Origin of the sequence: Nocardia arseniciresistens (assembly GCF_046764875.1) — a bacterium.
In the GTDB taxonomy this organism is placed as follows: Bacteria; Actinomycetota; Actinomycetes; order Mycobacteriales; family Mycobacteriaceae; genus Nocardia; species Nocardia arseniciresistens.
This window is the reverse complement of record NZ_JBKORD010000017.1, coordinates 39,122-52,277: the sequence shown is the minus strand read 5'-3', so window position 1 is coordinate 52,277 and position 13,156 is coordinate 39,122. Positions and strand designations below refer to the sequence as shown.

Annotated in this window: 14 protein-coding genes; 6 read left to right on the top strand and 8 right to left on the bottom strand. The window is 66.9% G+C overall.

The genetic code is table 11. The features are described from left to right. Positions 1 to 704: 704 nt before the first annotated feature. The 8 genes from ACLMAJ_RS28545 to ACLMAJ_RS28510 form a co-directional block, all read right to left on the bottom strand. The gene (locus ACLMAJ_RS28545; RefSeq protein ID WP_412016946.1) at positions 705 to 1,223 is read right to left on the bottom strand and encodes a hypothetical protein; all 519 of its coding nucleotides are present in this window, start codon (positions 1,221 to 1,223) and stop codon (positions 705 to 707) included. Beyond that, positions 1,216 to 2,310, bottom strand: a complete 1,095-nt coding sequence (locus ACLMAJ_RS28540; protein ID WP_412016945.1) for a hypothetical protein — start codon at positions 2,308 to 2,310, stop codon at positions 1,216 to 1,218. The genes ACLMAJ_RS28545 and ACLMAJ_RS28540 overlap by 8 nt, the downstream gene beginning before the upstream one ends. A 30-nt stretch (positions 2,311 to 2,340) precedes the next feature. Then, positions 2,341 to 2,742, bottom strand: a complete 402-nt coding sequence (locus ACLMAJ_RS28535) for a FixH family protein (protein ID WP_412016944.1) — start codon at positions 2,740 to 2,742, stop codon at positions 2,341 to 2,343. Beyond that, a complete protein-coding gene (locus ACLMAJ_RS28530) occupies positions 2,739 to 4,109 on the bottom strand; it encodes a hypothetical protein (protein ID WP_412016943.1) in 1,371 nt (456 codons plus the stop codon). The genes ACLMAJ_RS28535 and ACLMAJ_RS28530 overlap by 4 nt, the downstream gene beginning before the upstream one ends. Further along, positions 4,106 to 4,252: a hypothetical protein gene (locus tag ACLMAJ_RS28525; RefSeq protein WP_412016942.1), complete on the bottom strand. Its 147-nt coding sequence runs from the start codon at positions 4,250 to 4,252 to the stop codon at positions 4,106 to 4,108. Before ACLMAJ_RS28525 ends, ACLMAJ_RS28530 begins: the two co-directional genes overlap by 4 nt. Then, the gene (locus ACLMAJ_RS28520) at positions 4,246 to 4,389 is read right to left on the bottom strand and encodes a hypothetical protein (protein ID WP_412016941.1); all 144 of its coding nucleotides are present in this window, start codon (positions 4,387 to 4,389) and stop codon (positions 4,246 to 4,248) included. The genes ACLMAJ_RS28525 and ACLMAJ_RS28520 overlap by 7 nt, the downstream gene beginning before the upstream one ends. A gap of 439 nt (positions 4,390 to 4,828) precedes the next feature. Then, entirely contained in the window at positions 4,829 to 6,163 is a 1,335-nt protein-coding gene (locus ACLMAJ_RS28515; protein WP_412016940.1) for an MFS transporter, read from the bottom strand. A 210-nt stretch (positions 6,164 to 6,373) separates the two neighbouring features. Continuing rightward, on the bottom strand, positions 6,374 to 7,159 hold the full coding sequence (locus tag ACLMAJ_RS28510; RefSeq protein ID WP_412016939.1) for a TetR/AcrR family transcriptional regulator: 786 nt from the start codon (positions 7,157 to 7,159) through the stop codon (positions 6,374 to 6,376). A gap of 99 nt (positions 7,160 to 7,258) precedes the next feature. Here ACLMAJ_RS28510 and ACLMAJ_RS28505 point away from each other — a divergent pair, with 99 nt between their 5' ends. The 6 genes from ACLMAJ_RS28505 (at position 7,259) to ACLMAJ_RS28480 (ending at position 13,038) form a co-directional block, all read left to right on the top strand. After that, positions 7,259 to 7,948, top strand: coding sequence for a TetR/AcrR family transcriptional regulator (locus tag ACLMAJ_RS28505; protein ID WP_412016938.1), 690 nt, complete (start codon positions 7,259 to 7,261; stop codon positions 7,946 to 7,948). 123 nt (positions 7,949 to 8,071) lie between these two features. Next, the gene (locus ACLMAJ_RS28500; RefSeq protein ID WP_412016937.1) at positions 8,072 to 8,926 is read left to right on the top strand and encodes an alpha/beta fold hydrolase; all 855 of its coding nucleotides are present in this window, start codon (positions 8,072 to 8,074) and stop codon (positions 8,924 to 8,926) included. After that, entirely contained in the window at positions 8,923 to 9,819 is an 897-nt protein-coding gene (locus tag ACLMAJ_RS28495; protein ID WP_412016936.1) for an alpha/beta fold hydrolase, read from the top strand. The genes ACLMAJ_RS28500 and ACLMAJ_RS28495 overlap by 4 nt, the downstream gene beginning before the upstream one ends. Next, positions 9,816 to 11,420 (top strand): FAD-dependent oxidoreductase, encoded by a 1,605-nt coding sequence (locus ACLMAJ_RS28490; protein WP_412016935.1) that lies wholly within the window; start codon positions 9,816 to 9,818, stop codon positions 11,418 to 11,420. The genes ACLMAJ_RS28495 and ACLMAJ_RS28490 overlap by 4 nt, the downstream gene beginning before the upstream one ends. A 349-nt stretch (positions 11,421 to 11,769) precedes the next feature. Beyond that, on the top strand, positions 11,770 to 12,639 hold the full coding sequence (locus ACLMAJ_RS28485; protein ID WP_412016934.1) for a fumarylacetoacetate hydrolase family protein: 870 nt from the start codon (positions 11,770 to 11,772) through the stop codon (positions 12,637 to 12,639). Positions 12,640 to 12,786: 147 nt separating this feature from the next. Continuing rightward, positions 12,787 to 13,038: a hypothetical protein gene (locus ACLMAJ_RS28480; protein WP_412016933.1), complete on the top strand. Its 252-nt coding sequence runs from the start codon at positions 12,787 to 12,789 to the stop codon at positions 13,036 to 13,038. Positions 13,039 to 13,156 lie beyond the last annotated feature (118 nt).

Here is a 13,156-nt window from a genome sequence, read left to right as displayed (position 1 = left end):
CCCAGGCGGTGATCGAGGCTGGCGGCACGCAAGTCGGTGGCGGACCTAGTCGGCGGTGCGGAAGGTGAGTTGCACGTGTGACCATCCGTGTCGGTGGCCTCCGGTGAGCATCGTGCGCTAGCACGACCAGTACCCGGCCACGGTGATGCGGTTGCACGACCACTCCCACTGCAGGGATCTCTAAGCGGCGATGCGTGCGGGGTGCGGTGACGTCGCGGTCGGAACACGACCGGACGGCTAGGACGGGACCGTGGTGACTCGCGGCTTCGAGAGTCACGTGGTGGCCGGCTGCGGACCTCATGACGGCGGGCGCGCCACGGTAGCTGAGCTCGGTGCGGGCGAGTGGGTGCTTTTCGAGGTCGAGCAGGGGATGTCGGAGGTTTTCGACTGGGCGTCGCGTTCTCGGGTTCACACCGCGGGAGGTAGCGCGGGTGGGTCAGGTGGCCGCAGCGCTGCGACTGGCTGTCGAGGGGGGCGGGTTCACGGTGATCCCCGCGAACACCGTCCCCCACGGCTGGAGCCACCACATGCGGCATCGGACCCACCGCTGTACCGGGAGCTGGTTGTCTACTGCCGAGATTCGAGGGCGCAGTTGACGGGCGGTTCGTCAACGTGCTGACGTCGGTGCGGTTGCCTTTGGTAAGCCGCGAGGACCTACCGCCTGATGCCGTGGTCCGCTGACCGTTCCGCCGGCTGACTGGCCGTCACCCCGTCGTGGGTGTGCGTGTCCGGCGCCAGGCAACGACGACCAGTGCGATGAGGCCGAGCAGGGGCACGGTGCTGACCGCCCAGCTCAGGCTCATCGGTGGGCCGGGTTGCTCCAGCACGTTCAGGTCGCGTAGCTCGCCTGTGCCTCTCCCGTCCGGACCGTCCACTGTGAACCGCATGCTCCAGTTGCCCGGTGCTGGCAGGCTTTCCACGTCCAGCCCCCAGACCTCGCGCTTGCGTGGGTGCCGGGCGAGTGGCTCCGACTGCTCGGCCTCGGGCCCGACGACCTCGAGAACGCCGGACTTGCCCGCGATGCCGCCGTCGGGGGTGAAGGTGAAGTCGAGCGACTGCGTCGCTCGTATCGGCCAGGTGCTGAAGCCGACGGTGATCGCGTACGGGCCGGCCTGTACGCGTTCGGTGTGCACGATGTTCACCGGCGGGTAGGCCGCGGCCGGCAGAGCCGGTGTGAGCAGCAGACCGATCGTGCTCGCCAACACCACGAGTGTCCTACGCATGGTTCGTCTCCTTCTCCGGGGCGAGATGCCGCAGCAGGCCACCGAACCGGGTGCCGAGGAATCCCGCCACCGCACCGAAACCCACCGCCACCGCGGCGACCACGAGAACGGCGGAGAGTTCCGGCATGTCGTTGCCGTGCAGCCAGGCTCGCTGCAGCGGCGCGCACACGCCGAGGACGGTGCTGCCGATCGCACCCACGACCCAGCCGGGCAGGCGGCGCAGCGACTCGACGAGTCCGGCGACCACGACCAGCGCCATGGGGATGAACCCCGGTAGCGTCGGCACGTCGTCGAGGTAGTCCCGCAACGGCAGCCCGACCGCAACGGCATACGCCTCCGCGGCCCACGGCGAGAACCACCAGAGCACCGCCTGCATGCCCGCGACCACGACCGCGACGCCGAGCACACCACCGGGCCGGTCCAGTGCGCGCGCACACATCATGAGCAGCAGCACGCACATGAACGCGACGCCGACGTCCACCGCCTCGTTGCCGTCGGACACGGCTTGCAGGCCGATCACCGTCACCATGCTGAACGCCACCAGGATGGCCGTGCTGACGATCATGCCGAGCACACCCCAGCGGTGTTCCCGTGCGGTCGCGAACACCATCACGGCGCCGACCATCGTCACGGTGATCGACAGCAGAAGACCGATGTGCGGCGGTGAGGCGATCATCGCGTCGAACCCGTAGAGGCCATGCCACCACTGGTCCCACAACCCGTAGAGCAGGAACGACGCCGCCCCGCATCCGGAGATCAGGTAGCCGACCGGCGCGGCGAAGGTGCGGCCGAACACGCCGACCACGCGTCCGCCCACGATCGGGTCGACGGGCCGTCCCCAGCGCTGCGCGGCCGTGGTCGCCAGCACCACGACCAGACTCGCCAGTCCGGCGGCCGCGCTGCCCGCGTACAGGAACAGGTGCGGCAGGGTGAAGAACGTGTCCGGGCCGACGTCGTTGTGCCACTGGATGTCCCAGGACAGCCCGACCAGCGACAGCAGTGTCCCACCCAGCACGACACTCGCCGGGGTGAGGCCACGCGGGACCCTCCTGGCGGAGGACGCCGCCGTTGGCAACGTCATGTCCATGAACCTGCTCCTTTCGATGTTCCGTCGACTTCAGGTGACCGGCAGGGAGAAGACGGCGTCTCCGATGTCGGGCAGGGAAACCGTCACCTCCCACACCCCGGGCATCGGGATGTCGGTGTTCGGTGCGTGGTAGTGGCCCGGCCCGGCCGGTGTGGCTGTGACCGGTGGCAGCGCATGACCCATCTGGGGCATCACGAGTTCCACCGTGACGGTGCCCACGGTGTTCCCGGTGACCGGTTGGCCGGTGTCGTCGGTGACCGCGATCTCCAACGTGTTGGCGCCCTGCTTCGGGTCGTGCACGGTCAGCGTCACCGCGGTTCGTCCGAGGTGGACGGTCGAGGTCGCTGGTCCCTGACTGCTCGGCCACAGCAGCACCGCGACGACGACGGCAATGGCGGTGAGCGCGGCGGTCACCAGGACTCCGCGTGTCATCCTGGCGTTCCCTTCGGTGCGGGCACGTCGATCACGGTGGGCACGGTGAGTACCGTGTAGTCGCGCTGGGCCTGGACCCAGGCGAAGTAGCGGCCGGGTAGCGGGAACGTGTACGTGAACCGGACGTCCGGGCCGAACGTCGCGACGCTTTCGTCCGGCTGCTCGGAAAACCCGGGCGTCCGCGGGAGCATCGCGTGCACGTGGGCCCAGATCGGGGCACCCGCCGCCGCCGAGGGGTGGTCGACGGGACCGACGACGATCAGATGGCCGAGCATGCCCAGCCAGGGCTGGAGATCCGCTGCGCCGAACGACGCGGTGACCGTCGTCGGCGTGCCGGCCGGTTGGACCGGGGCCCGTACCGTGCCGGGGCCCGGCGCGGTCTTGCGCTGGGGTGCTGCGGTTTCCGCCGTGACGTGGACCGTGGAGCGCACGAGTTGGCTGCCGCCGCCGCGTCTGGCCAGCTCCGCCGCGACGGCGTGCACGCCCGTCTCGGCAGGGTTGAGCCGCGCGCGGTAGTCGCCGGGCGCGACGCGGACCGGGTGCAGGTGCGCCATGGCACCGGACGGGGCGACGACCACCAGGTGGACGAACGCGTTGTGGTGCACCACGAGGTCGTCGACCGGGCGGCCAGTGGCGCCATCGGTGACCTGAAGACGCAGGTCCTCGCCGACCATACTGGTCACCACGCTCACCGGTGGTCGCGTGAAGCCCGCCGCCTGGTCCGTAGTGGACGGTCGCTGGTAGGGGTCGTTGACGTTGTCGAACGTGGGATCGAGCTGCGCGCCGGGCGCCGGTGGCGCGGGGATCACCGGTGCGAGGACCGCGGCGGTGACCGCCACGGCCAGCGCCGCCACCATGCCGCCCGCCGACACCACCGCGAGGCCGACCCGTCCGGACACCGCCAGGCCGAGCGCGGCGAGCAGCAGTGCCCCGGCCACGACGAAGCCGCCGTAGGTGGCGTTCTCCCACGGCGACGCGACGCCCGCCGGGACGACGAACGGGATCGTCGCCACCTGCGCGCCGTCGTCCACCGCCAGCTGCCACGGGCCCGCCCGGTCCACCCGCAGCGCCGCGGTGTGAAATCCCGGCGTGGCACCGAGTTCGACCGCCGTGGTGCCCACGATCTCCCCCGCCGTGCCCACCCGCAGTTCCAGCCGCCCCGCTGGCGTTCCCGCGTGCGTCACCACGTCGACCCGCAGCGGGGCGGGGGGAGTGTCCACTCGGCGGATGATCACGGTCAGTTCCCGGTCGCCCAGCGTCTGGGCCACCTGGAGGTCGGCGCCCGCCGCCGCGCCGTCGGCGGCGGCCGGGGTCGCGCCGAGTACTACCCCGAACATCGCCGCGACAGCGGCGAGCACGGCCCTCATTCGCTCGCGGCGGAGATGTCGGCGGGGTCCGAGTAGCCACGCCCGTAGGCGCTATAGGCCAGGGTGCGCAGTCCCCGCGGGTGCAGCTCCGAGACCAGGCCGTCCCCGTAGAACAAGGGAATGGTGAGCCCGGGCGTCAGCACGACGATGGGCCGTCCTCGGGCCCGGTCAGCTCGTAGTGCGTGGCCCCGTCGGACAGCTCGGCGAAGCTCCTCCGGAGGCGCCGCCGCGACGCGGCGGCGAGCCGGCGGTCCTCGTCCGGCATGACGAAATACCTCATGGTCACTCCCCTCCGACACAATGGCTACAGTGTTGCCGTTATTATCCTGGGTGTCAAGCGCCCGGCATACCGGCGCCGTGACGGCCAGCCGCAGTCCTGCCGGAGCCCGCCGCTCGTCCACGTGTCCCTCTGGACCGGATCGTCGCGACTGCGCTGCGGATCGTCGATGAGGGTGGCACGGACGCGCTGTCCATGCGGAAGCTCGCGCAGCGGCTGGACTCCGGCAATGGTCCTCGCCGGTGGGTCTCGGGGGCGGTCGGCTCGGTGCCGACGTAGTGGGCGCCGAGACCTTTCTGGCCCTCTTCGGGCTCGACCGCGGCGGAGGGTCGCGAGGCGGGCATTCGAAGGCAACCGCCACTTTCAGCGTCGTCGCGAGAAACCCTCCCGCGGAACTCGACCGGTTTCGGTGGTGCGTTGATCGCGGTCCCGATCGGGGGTTTCAGTGAGGATGAGATCTCCGCTGCCGAGGCGTTTTAGGCGTATTCGGCGGGGGCGAAGCCGAGGGAGGGTGGGCGCCTGGAGCGTGTGGCGCAACGCGGGGGTCGCGGAAACGGCCGGCGAGCAAAGTCCCGACTAGTGATGACATGGCAACTACCGCGACGAGCGTGCCGAAGATCAGTCCGATGAGCGACAGGCTCCAATACCGGGCGGCGAGACCGACGCCGACAACTGGAACGGAGATCGCCAGGTAGGCGACGACGAAGTAGCTGGACGCGATCTCGCCGCGACGTGATACTGGGGCTGCCTGCACTACCGCGCTGAGACCCTTGCTGAAACTGGTGCCCTGGCCGACGCCGCCGCTGACCGCGGCTGCGATCAGCATGGGTAAGGACTCGGTGCCCAGGGCTAGGCCGATGAGAACTGCGCTGAGTGCCAGGCCTGTGCAGCCCACGAGGAGGGCGGCGCGGGCAGGCAGCCTTCTGGCCGCTATCTGAGCAACCGCGGAGGCAAGAAAGAGCGCGGAGACCAGGACTCCGGCGATGGCTTTGTTGTGGATCTGCAGTGACTGGTTCAAGAATGTCGGAACGACCGAGGTGAACAATCCGACTACCGAGAATCCGGCGAAAGCCGCCGATGCGGCGCGGGCGAAGACGGTCCTCGCCCCGGGCGGAATCGATAATCGCTGTACCCCGAGGTGGGTATGTGGTTGCCGGGCAACAGTTTCTGGCACCTTGCTGATTGCCAGCGCTGCCACAACGACCATCGCCATGTGGGCGGCGAACGCGAGGCGTAGCGGCCACGGTCCGTACTGCACCAGTAGGCCGGACACCATCGGTCCGATGCCCAACCCGCCGATATTGGTCACCCCGGCCGCGACCATGGCCCGGGTCTTCCATGAGGGTGGCGCGATCTCGGTGATCATCGCGGTCGCCGTCCCGGTGAAAAGTCCCGCAGACAGCCCGGATAACCCGCGTCCGATCAGCAAATGCTCGACTGACCCGGCCATGAGGAATACCAACGAGCTCGTCGCCGAAAGGCCGAGGCCCGCGAGCAGCACGGGTCGCCGTCCGAGCATGTCGGACCATCGCCCGAAGAGAATCAGCGCTGCCACAACTCCCGCGGCGTACGTTGCGAAGATCAGCGTGGAGGTGTCGATGCCGAACCCGAACTCGGTCGCGTAGAGGGTGTACATCGGTGTCGGCACTGTGGTGCCGAGCATGACAACTGCGAAGGCGCCACAGACCAGCGACATATCCCTGATCGACGGGCCGCGGTGACCGGAGGCGAGCGTGTCTCCGTCGACGCGGGTTTCGGATGCCGGCACAGTGCTCATGGTGGCAACAGTGCGTGACCGAAGTGTGTTCGTCAATGAATAACGGCTACGATGTGACCGATATTATAGCGGCGAGAGAGGTCGGGGGCATGCAGCTCTTGCGGCGCCGACGCCGAATATCACCGCTGGCGAGGTTGATCGAGGAGTGTCTGGGGGTGGGGTGTTGCCGGCGGCGTCATGCCGTGCATCGGCCGGGCTGTGGCCTCTCCGCTACTTTTTCGATGACGTTCGACGGCGTCGAGCCTCGACGGTCCGGACCGGATCGCGGTCTTCCGGCGGGGGAGTGGGATGGTGGCTGCCCAGCCCGGCGATGATCATGTCCAGGCCGAAGCGGAACTCATCTTCGAGTCGCTGCTTGGGTAAACAATGGGCGACCGCGAGGGTGGCGGGATACTGGCCTGGATCGAGCGACTGAAAGAGCGCCGTGATGCGAGCGGGCTCAGGGCCGGGGTCGTCGGTGGCGTGGAGTTGGGCGGCAAACCCTACGACATGGCGGGCCAGCGTTGCGTAAGCCAGGGCCGCCGCCTCGGGGGCGAAGCCGGCGTCGAGAAGTACGGCGAGGAAGTGCTCGCGAAGCGCGAGGATGTGGGGACCGGTGGGAACCTGCTCGATGAGTAGCGGTGCGATCCCTCGATGCCGGGCGAGCGTGTCGAAGGTGGCTTGCGCGGCCGCCCGGCATGATTGTTGCCAGTCGCCGTCTGGAGGAGTATTGAGTGCGAGATCTACCTCGCCGAAAACGCGGTCGACCACGAATTCGATCAATTCGGCACGACCGCTGACGGCCCGGTAGAGGACGGCGGTGCCTGTGTCGAGGCGCTGAGCGAGGTTGCGCATCGACAGGGCCGACGCGCCCTCCTCGTCGACCAGGCGCACCGCAGCGGTAATGATCTTGTCGAACGGCATCCGCGGGCGCCCGGGTGAGCGACGTGCTCGGCTGTCATTGTGTTCGGTGGTGCTTCCCATTTCCGTATTGTCGCCGGTTCGCGCTTCGGTCATGCGACCAGCATACGGGCACGGCGTTGCCTTTATTGCCCATGGTCTCAGATATCGGATATGGTGTTGCCGATATTGCGTCGCAGACCACGGGGAGCGTGCATGGACTCGAGTGGTGTTCGGGTGCGGGGCGCACGACGCACGCGGGAAGCGCTGCTGCGCGCCGCCTGGCAAGCGCTGGCCACAGGCAGGGCGGCGACGGTTGGTATCGCCGAGCTGACGCGCAATGCCGGCGTGGCGACGGGTTCCTTCTACAACCACTTCGAGGGCAGAGAGGAGTTGTTCGCTGCGACCATCGCGGAAGTGGTGAGTGAGTTGGCGCGGACGCTCGACGATGCCGTGAGCTGCCTCGAGGATCCGGCGGATGTCGTCAGGGCTCAGTTTCGGGCCTTCGCGGAGGCTGGCGTTTCCCGGCCGGACTTCGCGGCGGCGATGACTGCGGAAGGCTATCGGATCCTCGGGGCTGCCGAGATTCGGCGCCGACTCTTTGCTCCCATTCGGGCGGGGGTCGCCGCGAGCCGTTTTCGGATCCACGATTCGGGCGCGGTCATGGATCTGGTCGACGGAGTTGTGCTGGCAATCCTGCGGACATCGCAGCGTCCTCCTGGGGCGGCTGGTGGATGGGTCGACGCTCTTGCCCGCCAGGTCGTCGCCCTGATGGAGCAGGCGACCGGTCCTGCTGGATATGCCGTTTCGGAGGATCACGCGGTGTGTGTGGAGAGGGACGGTGCACGGCACCCTTTGGTGGGGCAAGGGTTGGATCTCCTGGCCGGGGTCGCGGCGAAGGATTGAACGGAGCGTGTGGCGGGTGTGTCTCCGGAATGGGCTAGGTGCGGGCGCGGCGGCATAATATAGGTAACAATGTTGCCGATAGGGCTTGACCTGGGCACATATAACGGCAACACTGTAACCATTATGAGTAGACGAACCGACGCAGACGACTACATCGACCCTGACTCGCGCTTCGCGACCGTTGACGGTCACAACATCCATTACAAGCGGGCCGGGACCGGCCCTTCAGTGTTGCTCCTGCACGGCAGCGGTTCCTCGCTGCACACCTTTGACCGAGTGGCCGCCGCGCTGTCGGCGTCATTCGACGTGATTCGCCCGGACCTGCCTGGCTTCGGCCTCACCGGCCCACGTCCTGACCGGGACTACCGAATTTCAGCGTTTGCCGACACGGTGGGTGCCTTCCTGGACGCTATCGGCGTCGGCAGGACATCGGTGGTCGGCAACTCGATGGGCGGCAATATCGCCTGGAACTTCGCGCTGGATCACCCGCGGAGGCTGGACCGCCTGGTGTTGATCAATGCCACCGGCTATCCGGGTAAGTCGCTCCCCTTGGCGCTGCGGCTGGCCCGCAACCCGATCGGGCGCGTGCTGATCCGCAACATGTCATCCCGATCGGCCACCGAACGCAATCTGCGCTCGACCGTCGGGTCGAACAAGTCGGTGGTGGACGAGGCGATGGTAGATCGGGTGTACGCGATGTTGACGCGGCCCGGCAATCAACAGGCGTTCATCGACTTCGCCAATACCGAGCAGGTCGACCGAACCTCCGAGATCCCTGCCATCGCGGTTCCCACGCTGGTGCTGCGCAGTGCATCCGTCGACGCCCAGCATTTCGCGCGTGATATCCCGGGCAGCGTCGAACGAACGCATCCGAGCGGCGGCCATCTGCTCCCCGACGAGGATCCGGAATGGGTGATCAGTGAGCTGTTGAACTTCCTGACGGCCGACGCGCCCACACTGAAGGAGGAGCGGCGATGAAGTACTTCGTGGTGGCGGGCGAGACTCGCCGCTTGGATGAGGTCACCCGTGCCGAACTGCGCGGTGACTTCATCCGATGCCGCGACGGGATCACCCACTACGAGTTGACCGGGCCGGCGGACGGCGAGGTTGTGGTGTTCACGGGTAGCCTGACCACCCCATTGTTCTACTGGGATCGACTCGTCGGCGAACTGCACGCGCGCGGCTTCCGCACCCTGGTCTTCAGCGCTTACGGACGCGGCTATTCAGATCGGGTACGGGGCACCTACGACGAGGCACTGTTCGTCAGGCAAATCGCCGACCTGACCGAGCGCTTGAACGTCACCAGCCCCTTCCATCTCTTCGGAGCCTCGATGGGCGCGCTGGTCGCGATGGCTTTCGCGCGAGAGCATCCCGACCGAATCGCCACCTTTACCCTCGCCGGTCCTGCCGGGCTGCAGCCCGCTCCCGCCTTCGCGTTCTTGCTGCGTAGCGAAACGTTGGGCACCCTGCTGGCACGGAAGCTGGGAAGCAAGATGCTCGATCGGCATCTGAAGCACAATGTGCGAGATCCACAGCTGTCCGCGGTGCTTACGGCAATGGTGCGCGAGTCCTACCAGTTCGAAGGCTCGATCTACGCCTTGTGCGCCACGATCGCGGCCTTCCCGCTGGCCGGCCGCGAGGCCCTGTACGGGCAGATCGGTAGTCTGCCGTTCCCGAAATTGTTGCTGTGGGGTGACCGAGACGAGGTGACCCCGATCTCGAGCTTCGACAAGGTCGAGGCGCTGCTGGCACCCACCGAGTCGCACATCGTTTCACCCTGCGGGCACATGGTGCCTTACGAGGAGCCGACCGAAACCGCGCTCCGATTCGCCGAATTTGTCACAGCTGCCAGGAAAGAGTCGTCACGATGAAGACCACGCCAAAAGCCGGAACGACCGACGTCCTGGTCGTCGGTGCCGGGCCGACCGGTACCGCCCTGGCCATCGATCTCACCCGCCGTGGAGTGGCGGTGCGGATCATCGACAAGGCCGCAGAGGCCTTCGAAGGCTCGCGTGCGAAGGGCGTTCAACCCCGCAGTCTCGAGGTGCTCGAGGACCTCGGTGTCCTCGACGACATCCTCGCCGGTGGAGCCACATACCCACCTCTGGGTATCCACGCGGGCCCGCTGACACTTCCGTGGCACATGATCTCGCGCAACGAGAAGACATCCGATGTGCCATACCCGAATACGTGGTTGATACCCCAATTCCGTACCGACGCCGCACTGCGCGCCGGACTGCAGCGAACGGGTGTGACCGTCGAAACCAACCGCGAATTGACCGGATTCGAGCAAGGGCCGGATGGGGTCACGGCGACCGTGACCGGACCCGGTGGCGCCGAGGAGATCCGCGCTCGCTACCTCGTCGGTGCCGACGGCGGCGGAAGCGCAGTCCGCAAAACCGCAAAGATCGGCTTCGAAGGCAAGACGGACGAAGCGGATCGAATGATCATCGTCGACGCGGCGATCGACGGTCTGTCCCGGAACCACTGGCATGTGTGGCCGCGGCCCGGAGGTCGTTTCCTGGGGGCGTGCCCGATTCCGCACTCCGATCGGTTCCAGGTCATGATCCGCCTGAAGGTCGGTGAGGAGCCCGCCCTCGACGAGGCCAGCCTGAATGCGCGGATTCGCTCGCAGACCGGCAACAAGAGCCTGCGTTTGCACGATATCGGATGGTCGTCGGTGTTCCGCCCCAACATTCGCCTGGCCGAGCATTACAGAACTGGCCGGGTATTCCTCGCCGGAGATGCCGCTCATGTGCATCCCCCCGCCGGCGCGCAGGGCCTCAACACCGGTCTGCAAGATGCTTACAACCTGGGCTGGAAACTCGGCCAAGTGCTCGCCGGGGCACCGGAGAGCCTCTTGGACACCTATGAGGCCGAGCGGCAGCCGATCGCTGCAGGAGTTCTGGGTTTGGCGACCAAGAAGTACGAAGGCCTGGCCAAGCTCGACCCGGCGGCGATCAAGCGCGGCGATGACGAGCGCCAGCTCAGCCTCCATTACCGCGGCGGCCCACTCGTGGCGGCCGACTCCGCACACACCGCGACACTGTGGGCTGGGGACCGCGCCCCTGACGCGAAACTGCTGGACGCGAACGGGGGACCCCGACGTCTTTTCGACCTCTTCACCGGATCGCACTTCACCGCGATCGCGTACGGAGCCGCGGCAGTCGAAGAACTGGCGAAGATGGCGTGGCCGTCGACGGGTGCGGGCCTGAGGAAGATCGCCGTCGACGGCGGGGACAAGGTCGGCGCCGACGTGGCGCTCGCCGATATCGCCGGTTCGTTCGTCCGGGCCTACGGTCTGTCGGGTCCCACCCTGTTGCTGATCCGTCCCGATGGCTACATCGGCTCCATCGCCACCGATGACCTGGGTTCGGCGACCGAGGCGCACGCCACGACGATGATCCCCGCTGTCGACCCCGCCGTGGGATCCGAGCGCAGGGAGCCTCCCATGACGCGCGACGATCACTGACGCAACCGCTAACCGGGTGGAAATGTGATGATGATGTGGCATTTGATGGTCGATCTCGGCCTTGGTCCACCTTTGCATTTCGTTGCCTCCTATGAGGCCGCCATCACATTTGCACGGGAGGCGGTCGAAAAAGGCTGGGCACGCGCCGTCGCTGTCGACGATCTTGTCGACCAGAGATATCCAGCGATGCCCTGTCAAGCCCTGTTCTCCGCTTAGCGATCCGAATTCCGCCTCCCGTATCCAAAATTCCCGATCAACCAGCTGCTCGGATAGCCGTGTCGACAGTGCCGTGGGCCCGGCCAGCTGATCGGGCCTACGGCACTGTGCCCTCGAAAGGAATACCGCACCTGTGAAACTCGCCAACCTCGACGGCCGAGCCATCCTGGTCACCGCTGACGGAATCGTGGATATTCACGACGGATCTGACGGGCGGTTGCCCGCCGACCCGGACCAAGCGGTGGAGCAGCTCGCCGACATCGATCGCTGGTATCGGCAGGAGTGCCCCGATCTGGACCCCGTCCACACTGCGGTCAGTTTGGCCGCCGATCCCGCTCTGTTGGGCCCGCCGGTGGTTCGGCCCAGCCAGATCTTCGCGATCGGACTGAATTACGCGGCTCACGCCGCAGAGACGAACCGCCGCCTCCCCGCGACGCCGCTTGTCTTCACCAAATTTGCGTCCGCACTGGCTGGCCCCGGCGAAACCATCGCTTTGCCTACGCAGACCTGCGATTGGGAAGTCGAACTGGTTGTCGTCGTGGGCCGCGCGGGCCGCGATATTCCGCTCGGGAATGCGCTGGAGCATGTCGCTGGATACTGTGTCGGACAGGACATCTCCGAACGAGGCGCCCAGATGGCTGGTGAGCGGCCACAGTTCGCCATGGCTAAAAGCCACCGCGGATTCGCACCGATTGGACCGTGGCTGACCACACTGGACGAGCTCGCCGATCCGACGGACCTGGTCGTCGAAGCAAGTATCGATGACCAGAACGTGCAGACCGGGCGCACCTCGGACATGATCTTCGACGTTTCCACACTCGTCAGCTATCTTTCGCAGACCTGTGAGCTGCGTGTCGGTGATCTGATCTTCACCGGCACTCCCCCGGGAGTGGGGCAATCACGCACGCCTCCACGATTTCTCGCGCCGGGGGATCTGCTCTGCTCCCAGATCGAAGGACTCGGCGGGCTGCGCAATCGATTCGTCGACGGGATGCCCTCGTGATCGAAATTGACCGTGCCGTGGGTGCTGATCTAGGCACTGGCCGAGCTGAGCACCCGGGCATCCGGCGCCGCCTCATCGGGTGACCCTCGAGCGACCATCCACGAAACCATCGCCGCCTTCTGTCGGTGTTCTGCCGAGAGAGACGAGATGGACAGCGAACAATTGCGGCTACTCGACCTGGCCTTGACCTGGCAGCCTTTCGGCGAACCACCCGAGGACGAGATTCTGATCGCCTTCGGCATTTCGGTCCCGGTTTTCCGGCACCGGATCCGACGAATCCTTTCGGCGCCCAAGGCCACTGGACCCGGCGCGTCCGACCCGATTCTGCGCAGTGCGCGCACCGCCTTGCGATCGTATCTCGAAGCCGGCGACTTCGGCGCCGCGCCGTGGGGTCCCTGACCGCCGATGGATCGTGCCCGGTGTTAAAAGGACCCCGCGGGCCACTACAAGAGCGGTGTTCGCGACCTGCAATTCAATCTGTTGCGGTGCGACGGCGGATCGAGCACCCTGCAGCGAT

What these genes read in the sequence shown, in the direction of transcription:
- ACLMAJ_RS28530 (WP_412016943.1), bottom strand. Translation starts at nt 4,109, where the DNA reads ATGAGGGCCGTGCTCGCCGCTGTCGCGGCGATGTTCGGGGTAGTACTC.
- ACLMAJ_RS28480 (WP_412016933.1), top strand. Translation starts at nt 12,787, where the DNA reads ATGGACAGCGAACAATTGCGGCTACTCGACCTGGCCTTGACCTGGCAG.
- ACLMAJ_RS28545 (WP_412016946.1), bottom strand. Translation starts at nt 1,223, where the DNA reads ATGCGTAGGACACTCGTGGTGTTGGCGAGCACGATCGGTCTGCTGCTC.
- ACLMAJ_RS28515 (WP_412016940.1), bottom strand. Translation starts at nt 6,163, where the DNA reads ATGAGCACTGTGCCGGCATCCGAAACCCGCGTCGACGGAGACACGCTC.
- ACLMAJ_RS28505 (WP_412016938.1), top strand. Translation starts at nt 7,259, where the DNA reads ATGGACTCGAGTGGTGTTCGGGTGCGGGGCGCACGACGCACGCGGGAA.
- ACLMAJ_RS28490 (WP_412016935.1), top strand. Translation starts at nt 9,816, where the DNA reads ATGAAGACCACGCCAAAAGCCGGAACGACCGACGTCCTGGTCGTCGGT.
- ACLMAJ_RS28495 (WP_412016936.1), top strand. Translation starts at nt 8,923, where the DNA reads ATGAAGTACTTCGTGGTGGCGGGCGAGACTCGCCGCTTGGATGAGGTC.
- ACLMAJ_RS28540 (WP_412016945.1), bottom strand. Translation starts at nt 2,310, where the DNA reads ATGGACATGACGTTGCCAACGGCGGCGTCCTCCGCCAGGAGGGTCCCG.
- ACLMAJ_RS28500 (WP_412016937.1), top strand. Translation starts at nt 8,072, where the DNA reads ATGAGTAGACGAACCGACGCAGACGACTACATCGACCCTGACTCGCGC.
- ACLMAJ_RS28535 (WP_412016944.1), bottom strand. Translation starts at nt 2,742, where the DNA reads ATGACACGCGGAGTCCTGGTGACCGCCGCGCTCACCGCCATTGCCGTC.
- ACLMAJ_RS28510 (WP_412016939.1), bottom strand. Translation starts at nt 7,159, where the DNA reads ATGACCGAAGCGCGAACCGGCGACAATACGGAAATGGGAAGCACCACC.
- ACLMAJ_RS28520 (WP_412016941.1), bottom strand. Translation starts at nt 4,389, where the DNA reads ATGAGGTATTTCGTCATGCCGGACGAGGACCGCCGGCTCGCCGCCGCG.